Origin of the sequence: Streptomyces sp. NPDC056486, assembly GCF_042795295.1 — a bacterium.
Taxonomy (GTDB): Bacteria; Actinomycetota; Actinomycetes; order Streptomycetales; family Streptomycetaceae; genus Streptomyces.
On record NZ_JBHTSF010000147.1, the window covers coordinates 1 to 21,356 of the forward strand.

Consider the following 21,356-nt stretch of genomic DNA (forward strand, 5'->3'; position numbering starts at 1 on the left):
CGCGTGGAGGGCCGTTCTCATGTGTGACGTGATGTGTGACGGTTACGCGGGCCGCACCACGCTGTGGATCGGCATGTAGTAGATCGACTCGACGCGGACGTTCGCGCCGGGCTTCGGGGCGTGGATCATCTTGCCGTTGCCGATGTAGATACCGACGTGGCTGATGTCGTCGTAGAAGAAGACCAGGTCACCGGGCTTGGCGTCGGCGGTCTTCACGGTCGTGCCGACCTTGACCTGGTCCCACGTCGTACGCGGCAGGGAGATCCCCGCCGCCTTCCACGCGTCCTGGGTGAGCCCGGAGCAGTCGTAGGAGTCGGGTCCTGTGGCGCCCCACACGTACGGCTTGCCGATCTGAGCCTCGGCGAAGTTGATGACCTTCGCGGCCTTCGCCGCGTATCCGCTGCCCGTGCCGCCGGAGCCCGAGCCCGAGCCCGAGCCGGAACCCGTGTCCGAGCCGGAACCGGAGCCGGTGGCGGGGGTCTCCTTGTCCTTCTCGCGCTCCTTCGCCGCGGCCTCTTCCGCCGCCTTGCGCTTGGCCTCCGCCTCCTGCTTGCGGGCCAGCTCGGCGGCCTTGCGCTTGGCCGCTTCTTCCTTCTTCTTCTCGATCGCCGCGAGCCGCGCCTTTTCCTCGGCCGTCAGCTTCGAGAGCATCGTGCGCGCCTGGCCCAGCTTCTTCTGGACGGTCTGCTTGCTCGTCTTGAGGTCGTCCCGCGAGTCGCTCAGCGTCTGGAGGCTCGTGGCCGCCTTTGTGCGCTGCTTCGTCGCCGCGGCCTGCTTCGTCTGGTAGTCGTCGACCGCCTTCTTCTGGCGTGCGGTCAGCCGGTCCGACAGGTGGTTCTGGTCGAAGTACCCCTGCGGGTCGTCGGCGAGCATCATCGTGGCGGTCTCGGAGACGGCACCGGTGCGGTACTGCGCCGCGGCGAACGCGCCCAGCTCCTGGCGGGCCTCGTTCAGCTTGTCGGTGCGCTGGGCCACGTCGTCGAGAAGAGTGTCGACCTTCTTGCGCTGCTTGTCGGTGCGCTCCTTGGCCGAGTTGTACTTCTGTGTGGCCACGCCAGCCTGGTGGTAGAGGTCGTCGACCTTTTTCTGGACCTCTTCGAGGCTGGGCTTCTGCGGCGCGGACGGTGCTGCCTGCGCGCTCTGTGACAGCAGGGCCACGGAGGTGAGGGCCGCCGTCGTGATGCCGAGGGCGGGGGTGACGCGTAGGCCGGCAATGCGGGTCCGCGGCTTGCGGTGCGACGCCAAGGGAGGCGACTCCTTCCGTAGACCGCCTACCGGGTTAGCTGTCGGGTTCGGGCGGGTGGTTCCGGAAGGTTGCCCTACAGTCCCGTACTTCGTACGGGACCGATTCACCCCAAGTTCATCGTGGGTCCCCGGTTCCGAGGAGATCGAACTCGGCGGAGGCCACCCGTTCCCGGCGGGGTTCGCCGGTGGGAGTACGAGCAGCCCACGCAGCACGCTAGCCAACTCGTGTGGCTCGTGTGAAGGTTGATGTTCGATATGCCCGATACATTTTCGTGACTTTACGAAGCTCTTGACGCGGACACGCCGTGACATGGCGGAGGGTGACCGGTCGTGGGCGGGGCGTAGGCGGGTGGACGTACCCGGAACCCGGAGCGGGTTGTCAGTGGGGCCGCCTAGACTCGGGAGGCGATGAGCAGCCTCTTTGATGACAGCTTCCTGGCGGACCTCAAGCCCTCGCGGGCCTCGGAGGAAGAACCCCCGCCGCCGCCCGAGGACAGTGCTCCGGAGTCCGTTCCGGATGATCTGTTCGACGGGAAGTTCGACGCGCCCACACCGCGGGACGCGCACTACCGCGGCGGCGCCCCGCGCCCCGTGATCGACCCGGCGGCCCTGCTCGACGGTCTTAACGAGAACCAGCGCGCGGCCGTCGTGCACGCGGACTCCCCGCTGCTCATCGTCGCGGGTGCGGGCTCCGGCAAGACCCGGGTCCTGACGCACCGCATCGCGCACCTCCTGGCCGAGCGGCACGTTCACCCGGGGCAGATCCTGGCGATCACGTTCACGAACAAGGCCGCCGGTGAGATGAAGGAGCGCGTCGAGGCGCTCGTCGGGCCGCGGGCCAACGCGATGTGGGTGTCGACCTTCCACAGCGCGTGCGTCCGCATACTGCGCCGCGAGTCGAAGACGATCGGCTTCACCTCCTCCTTCTCGATCTACGATGCCGCGGACTCCAAGCGCCTGATGGCCCTGGTCTGCCGTGACCTTGACATCGACCCGAAGAAGTTCCCGCCGAAGTCCTTCAGCGCCAAGATCTCGAACCTGAAGAACGAACTGATCGACGAGGAGACCTTCGCAGGTCAGGCCGCCGACGGTTTCGAGAAGACCCTCGCCCAGGCATACGCGATGTACCAGTCGCGGCTGCGCGAGGCGAACGCCCTCGACTTCGACGACCTGATCATGACGACGGTCAACATGTTCCGCGCGTTCCCGGACGTCGCCGAGCACTACCGCCGCCGCTTCCGGCACGTGATGGTCGACGAGTACCAGGACACCAACCACGCCCAGTACGCCTTGGTGCGCGAGTTCGTGGGCCCCGCCGGGGGCGAGGACGACGACCCTGCCGAGCTGTGCGTAGTGGGTGACGCGGACCAGTCGATCTACGCCTTCCGTGGCGCCACGATCCGCAACATCCTCCAGTTCGAGGAGGACTACCCGAACGCGACGACGATCCTCCTGGAGCAGAACTACCGCTCCACGCAGACGATCCTGACCGCGGCCAACGCGGTCATCGAGCGTAATGAAAGCCGCCGCCCCAAGAATCTGTGGACCAACGCGGGCGAGGGCGCGGGCATCATCGGCTATGTCGCCGACACCGAGCACGACGAGGCGCAGTTCGTCGCCGACGAGATCGACCGGCTCACCGACGCGGGCGACGCGAAGGCTGGCGACGTCGCGATCTTCTACCGGACGAACGCGCAGTCCCGTGTCTTCGAAGAGATCTTCATCCGCGTCGGCCTGCCCTACAAGGTCGTCGGCGGCGTCCGCTTCTACGAGCGCAAGGAGGTCCGGGACGTCCTCGCGTATCTGCGCGTGCTCGCCAACCCGGAGGACTCCGTACCGCTGCGGCGCATTCTCAACGTACCCAAGAGGGGCATCGGTGACCGCGCGGAGGCGATGATCGACGCGCTCTCGCAGCGCGAGAAGATCTCCTTCCCGCAAGCCCTGAAGCGCGTCGACGAGGCGTACGGAATGGCGGCCCGCTCGGCGAACGCCGTCAAGCGTTTCAACGTGCTGATGGAGGAGTTGCGGACCATCGTCGAGTCCGGCGCAGGTCCAGCCGTCGTCCTGGAGGCCGTGCTCGAGCGGACCGGGTATCTCGCCGAGTTGCAGGCATCGACCGACCCGCAGGACGAGACGCGCATCGAGAACCTCCAGGAACTCGCCGCCGTGGCACTGGAGTTCGAGCACGACAGCGCTGGCGGCAGTGAAGGCGGCGAAGGAGAAGCTGAAGGGGAAGGCGGGGGCGAGACCGAAGGGGAGGTCGGGGGCGAGGCCGGGGGTGAGACCGGCGGCGGAGAAGAAGACGCGGGCGCGGGCACAAGTGTGTCGGGCACGCTCTCCCAGTTCCTCGAGCGGGTCGCGCTCGTCGCCGACTCGGACCAGATCCCCGACGAGGAGGACGACGGCTCCGGAGTCATCACGCTGATGACGCTGCACACCGCCAAGGGCCTCGAATTCCCGGTCGTCTTCCTGACCGGCATGGAGGACGGCGTCTTCCCGCACATGCGCTCCCTCGGCCAGGTCAAGGAGCTGGAGGAGGAGCGCCGCCTTGCGTACGTGGGCATCACGCGCGCGAGGGAGCGGCTCTATCTGACGCGCTCCTCGATGCGCAGCGCCTGGGGACAGCCTTCGTACAACCCGCCGTCGCGCTTCCTGGAGGAGATCCCGGAGGCCCACCTGGACTGGAAGCGGAAGGGTTCCGTCGGCGCGCCTGCCTCCTCGGGTCCTGCGGCCGGTATCGCCTCCTCCTTGTCGTCCTCGCGCTCACGAACCGGGGGAGCGCAGGGCTTCGCCACGCGCCGTGCCTCGGAGAAGCCGGTGGTCGCGCTGGCGATCGGGGACCGGGTCACGCACGACCAGTTCGGCCTCGGGACCGTGGTCGGGGTGAAGGGCACGGGCGCGAACGCCGAGGCGACGGTGGACTTCGGAGAGCCCAAGCCGAAGCGGCTCCTGCTGCGGTACGCACCGGTGCAGAAGTTGTAACGCCTGGGGCGGCGGCCGGAGTTACGTCGGGTCGAGGTTGTGGCTGCGCAGCCACGGCAGCGGGTCGATCGCCGAGCCGCCGCCGGGGCGCACCTCGAAGTGCAGGTGCGGTCCGGTGGAGTTGCCGGAGTTTCCGGAGAAGGCGATGGGGTCGCCCGCCTTGACGGGGCCGCTGGAGACCGTGTGCGTGGAGAGGTGGCAGTACCACGTCTCCGTGCCGTCCTTGGCGGTGACGATCGCCATGTTGCCGTAGGCGCTGTTCCACTTCGTGGAGACGACGCCGTCGGTGGCGGCGAGCACCTCGGTGCCGTACGACACGGGGAAGTCGATCCCGGAGTGCGCGGACATCCAGTTGACGCCCGCCTGTCCGTAGTACGCGCTCAGACCGTGCTGCTTGACCGGCAGCGCGAACTTGGGGCGCAGGCGCTCCTTGCGCGCGGCTTCCTCGGCGGCCTTCTTCTCGGCGGCGGCCTTGTCCGCCTTGAGGTCGATGCGCTCCTGGGTGCGGCTCGCGCGGTCGGCGAAGTCACCGGCGTCCGCCGAGAGGTTCGCCAGCTGCGTGTCGAGCTTGTTGTTGGCGGCGGAGGGCTGCACCGACGTGGGGTCCGGGGCCGATGCCGCCTGCGCCTCCTTGCCCTCGTCGCCACCGAAGTCGCCCACGGAGGCCGCGGCGATACCTGCCACGCCCATCACACAGGCGGACGGCACGGCGACGGTGAAGAGGGCGGAGCGCTTGGAGGGGGAGCGGCGCCGGGCCCGCGAGCGGGAACCGTGCGAACGGTCCATGACCGGCGGCTCGTCGTCACCGGTGGAGCCGCGGCGGCTCGGCTCGACCGGACCGAGTGAATCGGCGGGAGCCTCGGCGGGCGTGAACTCGTGCTCGGCGGGTACCGGTTGGGCGTAGTCCTCGGAGGGCTGTGCCTCGGAGGCATAGGGATCGGAGGCGTAGGACCCGGTGTCGTAAGGCGAATGCTCGTACGGTTCGGGTGTCTCGTACGGGGCGGGCGCTCCGGGCGTGTCCTGAGCCTCGTACGTTCCCTGTGTCTCGTGCGTCCCAAGCGTGCCGTGTGCCTCGGGGATGCCGTACGCCTCGTGTGTCCCGGTGGCCCCGTACGCCACGTCCTGGCCACCGGAGTTCCACGCGGTCGCGTCGTACGCGCCGGTGTCGAAGGCCTGGGTCTCCCACTGGCCGGTCTGCTGCGGCTGATTCCAGGCGCTTGCGTCCCACTGCCCGGTGGCATCGGGGCCGGACTGCGCCGGGATGTCGGCGGAGACGTGCTGATAACCGCCGGTCGACCACATGCCGGTGGTGTCGTAGCCACCGGTCTCGTACCCACTGGTGTCGTACGCGGCCTGGTGCTGCGCGGCGTAAGGGTCGTAGTTCAGCGTCTGCTGCGTCCCCGTCGTCGCCCACTGGCCCGTGTCGTACGAACTGCCGGGCATGTCGCCGAAGAGCGGGTCGGACGCGAAGCTTCCGGTGTCGGGACCGGCCGTCGCATAGCTGCCTGTGGTGTCGAAGCTTCCGGTGGAGTAGCCGTCGTACCCGGCATAGGCGCCCTGCTGGGTGCTCTGCTGGTCATACGCCGCGTAGGGCGCGTAGTCGGCGGGTGCCGAGGCCGGGGGTGTTGAGCTCCCCGACGGGTGACGGTCGTTCACCAACTTCTCTTTCGCCTCGGCAGCAGGGGCAGAGCAGTGCGGTGACTGTACCCGGCGGTATGCGGGCGCGACAATCTTCGGCTGGTTTCACGCTCTCCGGAAACGGGCATTCGGCCGTCTTTCGGGGGACTGCGGGCACAGCTTTGGCCCTGCGTTCGAGCTCCGTTCGACAAATTTCCCGCATCGCGGAGTGCGTGAGCTGCTCGGAGCTGTCCCTCAGGCCACGGTCAGTCCGTTCTCGGCCCCCTTCGCGGGGGTACCCGGAACAGGCCGATCGAGGGCCTGGCGGATACCGGCGGCGACGGCGGGATGCACGGGCAGGGCGAGATGACCGATACCGGAGACACGTACGTTCTGCGCGATCAGGTCGGGATGGTTGACACAAGCCGTTTCCAAGGGGGCCATCAGCTGATCCAGGTCGCTCCAGAAGCTCACGAAATGGGTCCGGCAGTCCGGCGCGGGCTCGCGCAGCTCCTCGATCACGTCCGAGCCTGGGCGCATCTGGCGCACGATCGGGTGCGCGTCGGCCAGCGGTACGACGCGTGTTCCCTCGTGCGGAGTGCCGAGGGTGACCAGCGTGCGGACGCGTGCGTCGCCGCCGAGGCGCTGCGCGTAATAGCGGGCTATCAGGCCGCCGAGGCTGTGCCCGACGATGTCCACCTGGTGGTGGCCCGTGCGCTCGCAGATCTCCTCTATATGGCGGCCGAGCAACTCGGCGGCGGTGCGGATGTCGCACGTGAGCGGTGAGTAGTTGAGGGACTCCACGTGCTGGCCGCCGTGCTGGGCCAGGGAGCGGCGCAGGAGGACGAAGACCGAGCGGTTGTCGATGAAGCCGTGCAGCAGGACGACCGGCGGCCGGCTCTCCGCGGGGAGCCGAGGGGCGTCGGGCGGCGGCAGTTCGGCGGCGATCCTGCGTTCCTGGACGATGCCCGACGGGTAGAGAAGGAGGTGGCCGGCGAGGATCGCCACCTCGAGTGCGGTCGCTTTCAGCAGAGCCATGGAGAGCCCGGCCAGCCTGGCGGGCAGCAGAAGGCAGGGCGGGCGAAAGGGCAGGACCCTTGTAATGGTCATGGTCGACCTCCCGGTCGGCACGCGAGAGGACGGCTCTGTCCCCCGTGTGCCCGTAGTGGGGAGGCGTGGCAGAGGCCGTACGGCAGTGCGTGGTCAGCGCCGGTGGCGCCCTGCATGCCGGCGCGATCGCCGATGTGCCGCGTCACCACGGCGCGCAGCTGATGGCGCGGTGGCGCGGCGACCTCGTTGCGGCTCCCCTTGCGCCATCCCGGAAACGGTCCGTGGACCGCTGCATATGGGGGTGGCGCGCAGCGAACGTGTCCCATCGTGTGATTTCCCCCTCGCTCTCCACCGTGAAACTGCCGGGTGCGAGATGCTGGAGATAACGTTCGTTCACTTCCCCGGCCGAAGCGGCACGGGGTGCCAGTGCTTGGACAGATGGATATCGGTACATGGAGGCAGTGATGGGTGTGGCAGCCGGTCCGATCCGCGTGGTGGTGGCGAAGCCGGGTCTCGACGGTCATGATCGCGGCGCCAAGGTGATCGCGAGGGCACTGCGTGACGCGGGTATGGAGGTCATCTACACCGGCCTGCATCAGACGCCCGAGCAGGTGGTGGACACCGCGATCCAGGAGGACGCCGACGCGATCGGTCTTTCCATCCTCTCCGGCGCCCACAACACGCTTTTCGCTCGCGTGATCGAGCTCCTCAAGGAGCGCGACGCGGAGGACATCAAGGTCTTCGGCGGCGGCATCATCCCCGAGGCGGACATCGCGCCGCTCAAGGAGAAGGGCGTCGCGGAGATCTTCACTCCCGGGGCGACGACGGCATCGATCGTGGACTGGGTCCGGGCGAACGTCCGTCAGCCGGCGGGCGCCTGACGGCCACCGCGATGCGGTGGGGACGTCCGGCCGCCTTGGCTCCAGGGCTGTGACGTCCGGCCTTCCCCGCCCCGGTCCGGTGGCGGCTCGTCGGCTTCGCGCTGCGGTGGGGCCTCCGGTGGATCCGCCGGTGGAATCGCCGACGGAACCGCCGGGGCGGGCAGCCGGGCGCCTCAGCTCCTCAGTGGGGTTGCCTAACATGACGGCACCCCCGGACCTTTCGGCGCCGTGACCGGTTTCCCCGGCTCCGCGCCCAACTCCGCCCGCATCGCCGCGCGTAGACGCAACGTACTGACCAGGCGCTGGAAGGCCTCCGACCAGTACCCGCCCGCCCCGGGGGACGCGTCCTCCGGTTCGTCCGGTATCGCGGTCAGCAGGTCGAGACGGACCGCTTCCGCCGGGTCGAGGCAGCGCTCTGCCAGGCCCATCACTCCGCTGAAGCTCCAGGGATAACTTCCGGCGTCCCGCGCGATGTTCAGCGCGTCCACCACCGCCCGGCCCAGCGGTTCCGACCAGGGCAGCGCGCACACGCCGAGCAACTGGAACGCCTCCGAGAGGCCGTGCGTCGCGATGAACCCCGCGACCCAGTCGGCCCGCTCCCCGGCAGGCAGCGCGGCGAGGAGCTTCGCGCGCTCGGCCAGCGACGCCGCGCCGGGTCCCGCCGCATCGGGGGACGCGGGGGACCCGAGCAGCGCCCGGGACCAGATCGCGTCGCGCTGCCGCACGGCCGCGCGGCACCACGCGGCGTGCAGCTCGCTCTGCCAGTCGTCGGCCACGGGCAGCGCCACGATCTCGACTGGGGTACGGCCGCCGAGCCGCTGCGGCCAGATACCGAGCGGGGCGGCTTCCACCAACTGACCCAGCCACCAGGAGCGTGCGCCACGACCGGCAGGCGGCTTCGGCGTGACGCCGTCGCGCTCCATACCGGCATCGCACTCGTGCGGCGCCTCGACCGTGAGCGTCGGCATGCTCTTCGTGCCCTGCGCATGGTCGATGGCCACGCAGGAGGCCGCGCGGTCCGCCATCCGGGCAGCGAGGGCGGATGAAGGGAGCGCGGAGAGGAGCTCGGCCGCCGTGGCGCGGACGTTGCGGCTGCGGTCGGTGAGGGCCTGCTCCAGGAACGGCTCGTCGGTGTCGGACAGTTGGGTGCGCAGGGAGTCGAGGAACATCAGGCGGTCCTCGGCACGCTCTGTGCTCCAGGTGGCGGCGAGCAGGTCCCGCGCGGCAGCCGGATCATGGGCCCGCACCGCGCCGAGCAGGGCGACGCGCTCGGCGAAGAGGCCCTCCTCCCAGAGCTGTTGGACCTGCGCCGTTTTCTCCGGCGCGGGCAGGGCCACCCCGCCGCCCGGAGTGGAGCGGAGCGCGAACTTCCAGTCAGGGTTGAGCCGCGCGAGCCACAGGGCGCGCGGACCCGCGAAGGCGAGCGCCTGCGGCCGCAGATCCGTGCGCCCGCGGGCCGCGTTCAGGAGGGCAGGAAGCAGCTCGGGCGGCGCCGCGAAGCCACGCTCGTTGGCCAGCGCCAGCCATTGGGGCAACAGTTCCATCAGGTCCGGCACCGCGCCCCGGCGTCCACCGCTGCCCGCGCCCGGGTGGTCGGTGAGCAGCGTAGCGAGCCTGCGCCTCGCCATGGGTGGCACCAGGGGCCTCGGGTCGTCAGCGACAGGCCCGGGGGGTGTCGCGGCGGGCGCGGGGCGAAGACCGGCTCTGCGCCGGACGGTCTGCACGGCTGCCGCGTCCAGCAGAGCGGTCGGTGCGTCCTTGTCCTGGGTGCGTACGGGGGGCGTGCGGCGGTCGGTGCCGAGGAGCGCGGCGGTGACCAGGTCTTCCCAGGGGGTGACGGTCGCTTCGGTGAGTGCGGCGAGTGCGGTGAGTCCGGTGGTGGCGGTCATGTTGACTCCTCTCTCGGGCGGATCTCGCCGAGGGATCCCTTGGGCGGGGCCTACGGGCTCCTCGGTCCCTCGGCTCCTCGGTCCCTCGGTCCTTCGTCTGGATCTGCCGTCCTGGACTGGATCCGTCGGAGACGTTGCGTTGCGCGGTGCTCTCAGTGGGTGCGTCGGTTTCGGCAGGGCGGTGGTGGTGCGAGGCCGGTGAGGCGTGGTGGTGGTCAGCACAGGGCCACCGCCTCTCCCACTCCGCGCGGCCAGGCCGTCAGAGGGGTGAAGCCCTCGTGACCACACTCGCCGAAGACCGTCACCGGAGCGCCTCCGGAGAGTGCCACCAGGCGCCACAGCCCGGCTCGGGCCGCCGCGGAAGGGGTGATGGGCAGGGCCATGTCGCCGTCCGCATCTGCCAGTTGCCAGCTGTCGGAGGCCGGGTCCGGGTGGGGGGTCGGTATCACTTCGCTCAGCGTCACCGGCCAGGAATCCAGCCAGGGGTCGTCCCGCAGCATCTCGCCGTAGCGACCCGCGGCCTGTTCCGTCCGTACGCCCGGGGGCCGGACGGCCGTCGGTGCGGGAGCGCTGAACTGTTCGCCCAGGCCGGCCCGCAGCTGGCCCGCACCCGGATACGCGGTCAGCTCGGCGTCGAGCGTGAGCCCGACCGGCAGTGCGAGCGCGGGTGCGCGGCCCGCGGCCCCGTACGAAAGGAGCAGGGCCGTCCGTCCCGACTCCGCGCCGTACAGCCATATCCGGCGGGTGGTGAGTTTGCTGTCCGCAGTGTCGTACTGCGAAAGCACCAGCCAGTGGTCCCGCACCGGCCGGCCCTGCGTCGGCGTGGGCAGGCCTATGCGGGAGCGGACCGTGGCCGCCAGGGCCTCCGGCAGTTGCTCGCGGTGCAGCCAGCCCTGGCTGAGGAGGTGGAGGAGTGCGCACTCCTCCAGCATCCGCACCGGCCAGCCGGGCCCGGAGGAGGGAATGGCACCCAACTCCCGCACACGGGCCGCGAGTCCGGGCGCCTGCGCGTCGACCATGCGGGCCGCGGTCTCCTCCCACAGCCCGTACCCCGACTGTTCGGCGGATGCCATCCCGCCGCGCAGCAGATCGGAGAGGCGCTGCTCCAGCTCCGTCACCCCCGCCGTGACCCGCTCGGCCCGCCGCTCCGCCCTGCGGCGCGCGGCCTCGGGATCAGCGGACGCCGAGGCCGGTGCCGCGTCCGAAGCCCGCTTCGTCTCCACTCTCTTGCGGCGCCCCGCCAGCCACTCCTGTGCCCAGGCCGGCGGCTGCGCGCCCGACACCGAATCGTCAGGCGCCGAGTCTCCCGGCGCCGAGTCGTCCGGCACCGGACCAAACGGCTCCTCGCCACCCGACCAGAGCAGCAGCAGCCCGAGCGCGTGTTTGCACGGGAACTTGCGGCTCGGACAACTGCACTTGTACGCCGGGCCTGCGGCGCCCGTGACGTCCGCGATGTCGACGACCGTCTGATACGGCTTGCTGCCACTTCCCTTGCACAGCCCCCACACCGTCCCCTCGCCCGAACTGCCTGCCTCCGACCATGGGCCGGCAACGCCGAGTTTGCTTCCCGCCTTGCGTGACGGGGCATCAGGCGCCAATGCCAGGACCTGATCCGCCGTCCAGCGCACCCCCTGCTGAGTCATGTCTTCGACGGTAGGTCCCACCACTGACAATCGATCTCGTACTCGATGTCTGTGCAGGTCAGTGAGGTGCGAGGGTCGATTGTCAGTGGCGTGGTGCACGGTTGGAATCACATCCGGGCCAGATGCGTCCGGACGAGTTGGAGGGGGATCGCTCCATGACCGTGTCCATCGACTCGACGACCTCTACGACCTCGACGACGGGTGAGGCGGAGGTGCTGCGTCCGCACGCCGAGCACGCCTTCGCCGCCGAACTGGCCGCGCTCGCCGCGCAGGACGACCGGACCCGGCCTCCCCGCTGGCGGCTCTCGCCGTGGGCGGTCGCGACGTATCTGCTCGGCGGGACGCTGCCGGACGGGACGGTGATTTCGCCGAAGTATGTGGGGCCGCGTCGCATCGTCGAGGTCGCCGTCACCACCCTCGCCACGGACCGCGCCCTGCTCCTGCTCGGCGTGCCCGGCACCGCGAAGACCTGGGTGTCGGAGCATCTGGCGGCTGCCGTCAGCGGAGACTCGACGCTGCTCGTGCAGGGCACGGCAGGGACGCCGGAGGAGGCGATCAGGTACGGCTGGAACTACGCGCAGCTGCTCGCGCACGGCCCCAGCCGCGACGCGCTCGTGCCCAGCCCCGTCATGCGGGCCATGTCCGAAGGCATGACGGCGCGGGTCGAGGAGCTGACCCGTATCCCCGCCGACGTACAGGACACGCTGATCACGATCCTGTCGGAAAAGACCTTGCCCATACCGGAGTTGGGCCAGGAGGTGCAGGCCGTCCGCGGCTTCAACCTGATAGCCACGGCCAACAACCGCGACCGCGGGGTCAACGACCTGTCGAGTGCGCTGCGCCGCCGCTTCAACACCGTGGTCCTTCCCTTGCCGGAGAGCGCCGACGCGGAGGTCGACATCGTCTCGCGCCGCGTCGACCAGATCGGGCGCTCGCTCGATCTGCCCGCAGGGCCCGAGGGGATCGACGAGATACGCCGCGTGGTCACCGTCTTCCGCGAGCTGCGGGACGGGGTCACGGCCGACGGCCGTACGAAGGTGAAGTCGCCGAGCGGCACGCTCTCGACGGCCGAGGCGATCTCCGTCGTGACCAACGGCCTCGCCCTCGCGGCCCACTTCGGGGACGGCGTGCTGCGGCCCGGCGACGTCGCCGCGGGCATCCTCGGCGCGGTCGTCCGTGACCCGGCGGCGGACCGGGTGATCTGGCAGGAGTACTTGGAGGCGGTGGTCCGTGAGCGGGACGGCTGGAAGGACTTCTACCGCGCGTGCCGTGAGGTGAGCGTGTGACGGGCGGGGGCGTGATGTCTGTGGGGGTGACGTCTGTGGGCGTGACGGTGGCTGGTTCGCGGGAGATGGGGAGGGCCGGACATGAGCGACGAGGTGCGGACAGCGACTCGGGCTGGCGAGGGGCCGTTGCTGCTGGGGGTGCGGCATCACGGGCCGGGGTCGGCGCGTGCGGTGCGTGCCGCGCTTGAGGAAGGCGCGCCGCGCGTGGTCCTGATCGAAGGACCGCCGGAGGCCGATGCGCTGGTGGCGCTCGCGGCGGACGAGGGGATGCGGCCGCCGGTCGCGCTCCTCGCGCACGTCGTGGACGAACCGGGCAGGTCGGCGTTCTGGCCGCTGGCCGAGTTCTCGCCGGAGTGGGTCGCGATCAAGTGGGCCGCAGGGGCCGGGGTTCCGGTCCGGTTCATGGACCTTCCGGCGGCGCATTCGCTGGCGCGGGCGGAGGGGATGGAGGACGCGCCGGAGGGTGAGCCTGGCGACCCCGGACGTTCGGGGGAGACGGACACGGACGCGGACGAGGACGTGGTGCGGGTCGATCCCCTTGCGGTGCTCGCGGAGACCGCCGGGTACGACGATCCCGAGCGGTGGTGGGAGGACGTCGTCGAGCACCGGGGCGGGGGCGGAGACGCGTTCGCGCCGTTCGAAGCGCTCGGTGAGGCCATGGGGGTGCTGCGCGAGGAGTACGGGACCGGCGGGCACGACCGTGACCTGGTGCGCGAGGCGTACATGCGGATCCAGGTGCGGGCGGCACAGCGGGAGTTCGGAGCGGATGACGTCGCGGTCGTGTGCGGTGCCTGGCATGTGCCCGCGCTGCGGCAGAAGGTGACCGTGGCGGCCGACCGTGCGCTGCTCAAGGGGCTGCCCAAGGTGAAGGTCGACATGACCTGGGTGCCCTGGACGCACCGCCGCCTCTCCCGGGCGAGTGGATACGGAGCGGGGATCGCATCGCCCGGCTGGTACGGGCATCTGTTCGGCGCGCCCGATCGCCCCGTCGAGCGCTGGCTGACCAAGGTCGCGCGGCTCCTTCGGGACGAGGACAGGCTTGTGTCGTCCGCGCATGTCATCGAGGCGGTACGGCTGGCGGAGACGCTCGCCGTGATGCGGGGGCGTCCGCTGCCGGGGCTCACCGAGACGACGGACGCGGTCCGGGCGGTGATGTGCGAGGGCTCCGACGTGCCGCTCTCCCTCGTGCACGACAAGCTCGTCGTCGGGGACGTCCTCGGGGAGGTGCCGGACTCCGCGCCGGCGGTGCCGTTGCAGCGCGATCTCACGCGGCTCCAGCGGAAGCTCCGGCTCAAACCGGAGGCGTTCGAGCGGGAGTTGGAGCTCGACCTGCGCAAGGAGACGGACGCGGCTCGCAGCAGGCTGCTGCATCGGCTCCGGCTGCTCGGGATCGGCTGGGGCGAACCCGTGGCGTCGCGGGGGAGTACGGGTACGTTCCGGGAGACCTGGCGGCTGCGGTGGGAGCCGGAGCTTTCCGTGCGGGTGGCGGAGGCGGGGGTGTGGGGGACGACCGTGGTGTCGGCGGCCACCGCCCGGGCGGAGTCCGATGCCATCGGGGCCGGTGCGCTGGCCGATGTCACCGCGCTGGCCGAGCGTTGTCTGCTGGCCGAGTTGCCGGAGGCGTTGCCGGTGGTGATGCGGGTCCTGGCGGACCGGGCGGCACTGGATGCGGACGTCGGGCATCTGGCGCAGGCGCTGCCCGCGCTGGTGCGGTCGCTTCGGTACGGGGACGTGCGGGGCACGGACACCGCAGCGCTCGGCGAGGTCGCCGGGGGGCTTGCCGAGCGGGTGTTCGTCGGGCTGCCTCCTGCGTGTGCGGGGCTCGACCAGGATGCGGCGCTGGAGATGCGGGGGCATGTGGACGCGGTTCACCAGGCGGTGGGGCTGCTGGGGGAGTTGAAGGGCTTGGGGGATGGTCGTGGGTCCGCCCCCGCCCCGGCCTCTGCTCCTGCCCCCGCCCCGGCCTCTGCTTCTGCCTCTGGGGCCGTGCCTTCGGGGGAGGGGGCGGCCCGTATGCGGGGGCGGTGGTACTCCGTGTTGAGAGTGTTGGGGGAGCGGGACAGCGTGGCCGGGGTGGTGCGCGGGCGGTGTGTGCGGATCCTCATGGACGGCGGGGAGTTGGCCGAGGGGGAGGCCGCCCGACTCATGGGGCTCGCCTTGTCACGGGGGACCGAACCCGCTGAAGCCGCCGCCTGGATCGAGGGGTTCGTGGGTGGTGGGTCCGGGGGCGGCATGTTGCTCGTGCACGACGAGCGGTTGCTCGGGCTTGTCGACGACTGGTTGAGCGGGGTCCCTGACCGAGCTTTCACCGACGTGCTGCCCCTGCTGCGGCGCACCTTCTCGGCGTACGAACCGGGAGTGCGGCGAACTCTGGGCGAGCTGGTGAGGCGTGGGCCGGGGGCGGGTGGAGGCGGCTTGGCCGTTGCCGGTGGGATACCTGGCTTCGGGGCGGAGCTTGACGGCGAGCGCGCGGACGCCGTTCTGCCGGTGCTGAGTCTGTTGCTCGGGGTCGGGGCCGGGGTCGGCGTCGGGGGCGAGGTCAGGGGCGGGAGCAGGTCTGAGCCCGGGGCCGGTGCTGGTACCGGGCTCGGTGACGGTGACGAGCTTGTGGGGGTGGGCTGATGACACAGGACGTGGCACGGGACGTGGCTCAGGGAGTAGCGGGGGACGTGCCTGCGGGCGGGAAAGCGGGGGCGGCGCAAGGCGCGGCAGAGGACAGGGGGCTGGATGTGAGGGCGGGGGTGACTCAAGGCGGGGTGGCAGCCGTGGCTCAGGGCACGACGTCAGCCGCAGCTCAGAACGGGGTAGAAGCCGGTGCCCAAGCAGGGGGAGCGACCGCAGCTCAGGCGGGAGCGGGGCGAGGCGGGGATGTGGGGGCGGCGCAGGGGGTGGGGCCGGATGTGGTGGCTGGGGCGGCGTTGGATCCTGCGGGGGAGCGGCTGCGGAGGTGGCGGCTTGTGCTGGGTGGGGGTGCGGCGGACGGGACAGGGTGCGAGCTTGCCGGGCGGGATGCGGCGATGGACGGGGCGCTCGGTGCGTTGTACGGGGGAGGGGACGGGGGGAAGAAGGACCGGGGGCGGGACCGTTCGGCGGGGCTCGGGGCATCCGCGCCGTCCGTGTCGCGCTGGCTCGGGGACATCCGGACGTACTTCCCCTCGTCCGTCGTCCAGGTGATGCAGCGCGACGCCATCGAGCGGCTCGGCCTTTCCACGCTGCTCCTGGAGCCGGAGATGCTGGAGGCCGTGGAGGCCGACGTGCATCTGGTGGGGACGCTTCTCTCCCTCAACAAGGCCATGCCGGAGACGACCAAGGAGACCGCGCGGGCCGTTGTGCGCAAGGTCGTCGAGGACCTGGAGAAGCGGCTCGCCACGCGCACCCGTGCCACCCTCACCGGCGCGCTCGACCGCAGCGCCCGCGTCAGCAGGCCGCGCCACCACGACATCGACTGGAACCGCACGATCGCGGTCAACCTCAAGAACTACCTGCCGGAGTACAAGACGATCGTGCCCGAGCGGCTCATCGGGTACGGGCGGGCATCGCAGTCCGTGAAGAAGGAGGTCATCCTCTGCATCGACCAGTCGGGTTCGATGGCGGCGTCCGTCGTCTACGCCTCGGTGTTCGGTGCCGTGCTCGGGTCGATGCGGTCGCTCAACACGCGGCTCGTCGTCTTCGACACGAATGTCGTCGATCTCACCGATCAGCTCGACGACCCGGTGGATGTCCTGTTCGGCACGCAGTTGGGGGGCGGAACGGACATCAACCGGGCGCTCGCGTACTGCCAGTCGCAGATCACCCGGCCCGCCGACACCATCGTCGTGCTCATCAGCGACCTCTACGAAGGGGGCATACGCAACGAGATGCTGAAGCGGGTCGCGGCGATGAAGGCGTCCGGGGTGCAGTTCGTGACGCTGCTCGCGCTCTCCGACGAGGGGACACCCGCGTACGACCGAGAGCACGCGGCGGCGCTCTCGGCGCTGGACGCTCCGGCCTTCGCATGTACCCCGGACCTCTTCCCGGAGGTGATGGCAGCGGCGATCGAGAAGCGTCCCCTTCCCATACCGGACATGAATACGCATCGGTAACAGGGGGCTTGCGCAAGAGCGGGCGGCCCGTGCGAGGATCGGCGGGCTTCACTCCCGGAGCATCGCGTTCCGCGTGCACCGCCTTGCCCCGCCGCACCCCGCCTCGCCCAGTACCCGCCTCGCCCAGTAGAGGAATCCCCTCGTCTTGACTCCCGCAGCAGTCGTTCTGCCCGATGCCGCTGTGCGCATGATGCGCGCGGTGGCCGGGCGGCGTGCGCTGCAAGTGGTGCTGTTGCTGGCCGGGTTGCTCGCGCTGGGTTTCCTCTGCGGTGAACGCGCGCATGCCGTGGACGGTGTTCCGCCTTCGGTATCGGCTTCGGCTTCGGCTTCAACTCGGGATCCGGCTCAGGCTCCGGCTTCAACTCCGGCTCCGGCTTCGGCTCGGGCTCGTGCGGCCGAGCCCGTGCGGGAGACCGCGCGGGAGGGGCGCGATGCGGTGCGTGATGCCGCCGTCGAGCCGGTGGCCGACGTCGCCGAGCCCGTGGCCCGGACCGTGCGGGGCGTGGTGCGGCCGGTCGTGGATCAGGTCACCGGAGTTGTCGAGGGTGCGCCGCAGCAAGTGCTGCCCGAGACGCCGGACATCTCCGGCATCCCTGAGCTGCCGCAGTCCGGCTCCGGCGTCCGGACCCCGTCACCGGAAGGTGCGACGCCCGGCGACGGTCAGGGCGAGCCGCGTGCTCCGGCGCAGGTGTCAGGGGCGCGGGCCGACTCTTCGTACGGCACCGACGTCAGCAGCACCACGTACCCGGCCGGTCAGTCGGTGCGCGGTGCCGCCCTGTTCGGCGGTGGTGACCTCTCGCATGATGCGCATGATGCACACCGCACCACCGAGCAGGACGGGTCGTTTCCGACCCCTCCCGGTGACCCGGCACGGACCCTGAGCGGTGCGTCGGCCGGTGACGGGAGTTCGACGCGGCACGGCGATCCGTGCGCCGCGTCCCTCGAAAGCCGTGCGCCGGTGCGGCTTCTGCAGGGTGCCGGAGCCGGTCAGGTTCACGCGCCGATCCGCGAACGACACCGGGACATTCCCGAATTCCCTGGCTAGGGCAGCCCTTTCCCCGCGAAGACCTGCCGCGCGGGGGTGGCAAAGGTCTGCCCGCCGACCGGACGTATCCGGGTCGGATTCACAGCCAGAGTTCGAAGGATCTGAAGCACACATGAACAAGAACATCCGTCGTTCCATCGTCATAGCCGCCGGTGTCACGGGCGCCTGGGCGCTCGGTTCCGCCGTGGCCAGCGCGGACGAACTGCCCCAGCACTCCGTCGCCCTGCCGGACAACGCGTCCGACGCGGTCGCCGACGTCACTGGCGTCACCGGCGATGTCGCCGACGTCGCCGACGTCCAGGGCAAGGCGAAGTCCACCGTCGCTGAAGCGAAGGCCGCCGCCTCCAAGACCGCCTCGAAGGCCGCCCCCAAGACCGCCTCCAAGACCGCTGACCTCCCCCAGGTCGACGCCCCGAAGGCCCCCGCGGTCACGACCCCTGACGTCTCCACCCCCGACGTCTCCACCTCGGACGTCACCACCCCCGAGGACTCCGTCGACTACCTCTTCGGCCCCCTCTCCGCCTTCGCCCCCGACATCGAGGGCACCACGCGGACCGCCGCGTCGACGGCCACGAAGACCGCCACCCCCGTCGTCGACGAGACCGCCGCCTCCGTGCTGCCGCCCGTCGCGGCCACCGCCGTCGACGGTGTCGTGCCGGTCGCCGGGCAGGCGGTCAACGACGTCACCTACCTCGCTCAGGGCGTGGTCGGCGATGTGCGGCCGTTCGCAGGCGGGGTCGTCGGCGAGGTCCCGCCGTTCGCGCAGAGTGTCGTCGGCGACGACGTGCGGCCCTTCGCGGGCGGTGTCGTCGGTTCGGTATCGCCGCTCGTGCAGACCGTCACCGACCAGGTGCGGCCCGTCGTGCAGGGCGTCGGCGGCAGCGCGGGCGAGCTCGCGTACGGCGTCACGGGTGACGTCCACCCGTTCGCCGGTGGCGTCATCGGCCAGGTCTCGCCGTTCGCGCAGGACCTGACGGGCACCGTCGCCCCCGACGCGCAGTCCCTCGCCGGGAACGCCGTCTCGGGCGTTCAGGGCGTGGCCGACTCGGTCACCCCGGACTACCTGCCGACGTACGAGCAGGCGTACAACGCGACGTACAACGTCTGATAGATACGACAGATACGACAGATGCGACAGCTACACCAGATACGACAGCTGTAACAGCTACGGCCGGTCCAGCTCGTGCGGCGGCACCAGCTGGACCTGCCGTAACAGCCGTAACAGGAGCAAACAGGCGGTCCCTGTCATCACAGGGACCGCCCTCTCCACATACGGATAAGCCCTGGTCCCGCGATCTGTGACAGTCATCACCGCCCAAATGTGATCTGCGATTTAGGGACCTACGGTCCACGGCGATAACCTGCGAGACGGACATGCCGCGTACCGGACTCCGTCCTACGCCTCCCTTGTGACAGCGCAGTCACGTTGCCCTCCGCGGCACGCCCACGCAGACAGCTGACCACAAAGCAGCGAGATCGCAGCGAGATCACGGAAAAGGGACGGACGCGCGTGGACCTGTTCGAGTACCAGGCGAGGGACCTCTTCGCCAAGCACGGTGTACCGGTGCTGGCCGGTGAAGTCATCGACACGCCTGAGGCGGCGCGCGAGGCCACCGAGAAGCTGGGCGGCAAGTCGGTCGTCAAGGCACAGGTAAAGGTCGGTGGCCGCGGCAAGGCCGGCGGCGTGAAGCTGGCCGCCAACCCGGACGAGGCCGTCGCTCGCGCGACGGACATCCTCGGGATGGACATCAAGGGCCACACGGTCCACAAGGTGATGATCGCCGAGCTGTCCCCGGAGATCGAGGCGGAGTACTACGTCTCGTACCTCCTCGACCGCACCAACCGCACCTTCCTCGCCATGGCGTCGGTGCAGGGCGGCATGGACATCGAGGAGGTCGCGGAGAAGACTCCCGAGGCCCTCGCGAAGGTCCCGGTCAACGCCGTCGACGGCGTGAGCATCGAGAAGGCCCGCGAGATCGTGGCCCAGGCGAAGTTCCCGGCCGATGTGGCCGAGGGTGTCGCCGAGGCCATGGTGACCCTGTGGGACACCTTCGTCGCCGAGGACGCGCTCCTCGTCGAGGTCAACCCGCTGGTGAAGACCAAGGACGGCCGCATCCTGGCCCTTGACGGCAAGGTCTCGCTCGACGAGAACGCCGACTTCCGCCAGGCCGACCATGAGGCGCTCGAGGACAAGGACGCAGCCAACCCGCTCGAGGCTGCTGCCAAGGCCAAGAACCTCAACTACGTCAAGCTCGACGGCGAGGTCGGCATCATCGGCAACGGCGCGGGTCTCGTCATGAGCACCCTCGACGTCGTCGCGTACGCCGGTGAGGCGCACAACAACGTCAAGCCGGCCAACTTCCTCGACATCGGCGGCGGCGCTTCGGCCGAGGTCATGGCGAACGGCCTGGAGATCATCCTCGGCGACCCGGACGTCAAGTCCGTCTTCGTCAACGTCTTCGGTGGCATCACCGCGTGCGACGAGGTCGCCAACGGCATCGTCCAGGCGCTCGAGCTCCTCAAGTCCAAGGGCGAGGAAGTCACCAAGCCGCTGGTCGTCCGTCTCGACGGCAACAACGCGGAGCTGGGTCGCAAGATCCTGTCGGACGCGAACCACCCGCTCGTACAGCGCGTGGACACCATGGACGGCGCGGCCGACAAGGCCGCCGAGCTCGCGGCTGCGAAGTAAGGGACCAGGTCAGAACACCATGGCTATCTTCCTGACCAAGGACAGCAAGGTCATCGTCCAGGGCATGACCGGTGCCACGGGCATGAAGCACACCAAGCTCATGCTGGGCGACGGCACGAACATCGTCGGCGGCGTGAACCCGCGCAAGGCCGGCACGTCCGTCGACTTCGACGGCACCGAGGTACCGGTCTTCGGCTCCGTCGCCGAGGCGATCGAGAAGACGGGCGCCAACGTCTCCGTCCTCTTCGTGCCGCCGGCCTTCTCCAAGGCCGCCGTCGTCGAGGCGATCGACGCCGAGATCCCCCTCGCGGTCGTCATCACCGAGGGCATCGCCGTCCACGACTCCGCCGCCTTCTGGGCGTACGCGAAGTCGAAGGGCAACAAGACCCGCATCATCGGCCCGAACTGCCCCGGTCTCATCACCCCGGGCCAGTCGAACGCCGGCATCATCCCGGGCGACATCACGAAGCCGGGCCGTATCGGCCTGGTCTCGAAGTCCGGCACGCTGACGTACCAGATGATGTACGAGCTCCGTGACATCGGCTTCTCCTCGGCCGTCGGCATCGGTGGCGACCCCGTCATCGGCACGACGCACATCGACGCCCTCGAGGCGTTCGAGGCCGACCCCGACACCGACCTGATCGTCATGATCGGCGAGATCGGCGGCGACGCCGAGGAGCGTGCGGCGGACTACATCAAGGCCAACGTGACGAAGCCGGTCGTCGGCTACGTCGCCGGCTTCACGGCGCCCGAGGGCAAGACCATGGGCCACGCCGGCGCCATCGTCTCCGGCTCCTCCGGTACCGCGCAGGCCAAGAAGGAGGCCCTTGAGGCCGCGGGCGTCAAGGTCGGCAAGACGCCGACCGAGACGGCCAAGCTTGCGCGGGCGATTCTGGCCGGCTGAAGCTTGACCTAGCTGTTGAAGGTGGGCCCGCATCTCTCTTACG

14 protein-coding genes and 1 riboswitch are annotated in these 21,356 nt (G+C 70.2%); of the genes, 9 read left to right on the top strand and 5 right to left on the bottom strand.

Features of this window, described 5'->3' with window-relative positions:
• Positions 1-42: 42 nt before the first annotated feature.
• A complete protein-coding gene (locus tag ACFQ7F_RS36725) occupies positions 43-1,245 on the bottom strand; it encodes an NlpC/P60 family protein (protein ID WP_383280586.1) in 1,203 nt (400 codons plus the stop codon).
• A gap of 7 nt (positions 1,246-1,252) precedes the next feature.
• Positions 1,253-1,410: riboswitch (cyclic di-AMP (ydaO/yuaA leader) on the bottom strand.
• Between the two features lie 243 nt (positions 1,411-1,653).
• Here ACFQ7F_RS36725 and ACFQ7F_RS36730 point away from each other — a divergent pair.
• A complete protein-coding gene (locus tag ACFQ7F_RS36730) occupies positions 1,654-4,227 on the top strand; it encodes an ATP-dependent DNA helicase (RefSeq protein ID WP_383280588.1) in 2,574 nt (857 codons plus the stop codon).
• Positions 4,228-4,248: 21 nt separating this feature from the next.
• Here the strand turns inward: ACFQ7F_RS36730 and ACFQ7F_RS36735 are convergent, their stop codons facing one another.
• Positions 4,249-5,883 carry a peptidoglycan DD-metalloendopeptidase family protein gene (locus tag ACFQ7F_RS36735; RefSeq protein WP_383280591.1) on the bottom strand — a complete coding sequence of 545 codons (1,635 nt, stop codon included), beginning with the start codon at positions 5,881-5,883 and terminating at the stop codon, positions 4,249-4,251.
• A gap of 216 nt (positions 5,884-6,099) precedes the next feature.
• On the bottom strand, positions 6,100-6,954 hold the full coding sequence (locus tag ACFQ7F_RS36740; RefSeq protein ID WP_383280594.1) for a lipase family alpha/beta hydrolase: 855 nt from the start codon (positions 6,952-6,954) through the stop codon (positions 6,100-6,102).
• A gap of 404 nt (positions 6,955-7,358) precedes the next feature.
• Here ACFQ7F_RS36740 and ACFQ7F_RS36745 point away from each other — a divergent pair, with 404 nt between their 5' ends.
• Complete coding sequence (locus ACFQ7F_RS36745; protein WP_160506729.1) at positions 7,359-7,775, top strand: cobalamin B12-binding domain-containing protein; 417 nt, start codon at positions 7,359-7,361, stop codon at positions 7,773-7,775.
• Positions 7,776-7,969: 194 nt separating this feature from the next.
• Here ACFQ7F_RS36745 and ACFQ7F_RS36750 read toward each other — a convergent pair whose 3' ends face one another.
• Both ACFQ7F_RS36750 and ACFQ7F_RS36755 read right to left on the bottom strand, forming a co-directional pair.
• Positions 7,970-9,664 carry a DUF5691 domain-containing protein gene (locus ACFQ7F_RS36750; protein WP_383280597.1) on the bottom strand — a complete coding sequence of 565 codons (1,695 nt, stop codon included), beginning with the start codon at positions 9,662-9,664 and terminating at the stop codon, positions 7,970-7,972.
• A 215-nt stretch (positions 9,665-9,879) separates the two neighbouring features.
• Positions 9,880-11,307 (bottom strand): SWIM zinc finger family protein, encoded by a 1,428-nt coding sequence (locus ACFQ7F_RS36755; protein WP_383280600.1) that lies wholly within the window; start codon positions 11,305-11,307, stop codon positions 9,880-9,882.
• Between the two features lie 155 nt (positions 11,308-11,462).
• On the opposite strand from ACFQ7F_RS36755, the gene ACFQ7F_RS36760 reads away from it, so the two are divergent.
• The 7 genes from ACFQ7F_RS36760 (at position 11,463) to sucD (ending at position 21,313) form a co-directional block, all read left to right on the top strand.
• Positions 11,463-12,593, top strand: coding sequence for an AAA family ATPase (locus ACFQ7F_RS36760; RefSeq protein WP_383280603.1), 1,131 nt, complete (start codon positions 11,463-11,465; stop codon positions 12,591-12,593).
• 81 nt (positions 12,594-12,674) lie between these two features.
• The gene (locus tag ACFQ7F_RS36765; RefSeq protein WP_383280606.1) at positions 12,675-15,215 is read left to right on the top strand and encodes a DUF5682 family protein; all 2,541 of its coding nucleotides are present in this window, start codon (positions 12,675-12,677) and stop codon (positions 15,213-15,215) included.
• Positions 15,216-15,481: 266 nt separating this feature from the next.
• On the top strand, positions 15,482-16,675 hold the full coding sequence (locus tag ACFQ7F_RS36770; RefSeq protein ID WP_383280620.1) for a vWA domain-containing protein: 1,194 nt from the start codon (positions 15,482-15,484) through the stop codon (positions 16,673-16,675).
• Between the two features lie 145 nt (positions 16,676-16,820).
• Positions 16,821-17,720, top strand: coding sequence for a hypothetical protein (locus ACFQ7F_RS36775; protein ID WP_383280609.1), 900 nt, complete (start codon positions 16,821-16,823; stop codon positions 17,718-17,720).
• A gap of 112 nt (positions 17,721-17,832) precedes the next feature.
• Positions 17,833-18,828: a hypothetical protein gene (locus tag ACFQ7F_RS36780; protein ID WP_383280611.1), complete on the top strand. Its 996-nt coding sequence runs from the start codon at positions 17,833-17,835 to the stop codon at positions 18,826-18,828.
• 402 nt (positions 18,829-19,230) lie between these two features.
• Positions 19,231-20,409 carry an ADP-forming succinate--CoA ligase subunit beta gene (gene sucC / locus ACFQ7F_RS36785; RefSeq protein WP_383280614.1) on the top strand — a complete coding sequence of 393 codons (1,179 nt, stop codon included), beginning with the start codon at positions 19,231-19,233 and terminating at the stop codon, positions 20,407-20,409.
• A 19-nt stretch (positions 20,410-20,428) separates the two neighbouring features.
• On the top strand, positions 20,429-21,313 hold the full coding sequence (gene sucD, locus ACFQ7F_RS36790; RefSeq protein ID WP_383280617.1) for a succinate--CoA ligase subunit alpha: 885 nt from the start codon (positions 20,429-20,431) through the stop codon (positions 21,311-21,313).
• The last annotated feature ends 43 nt before the right edge of the window (positions 21,314-21,356 follow it).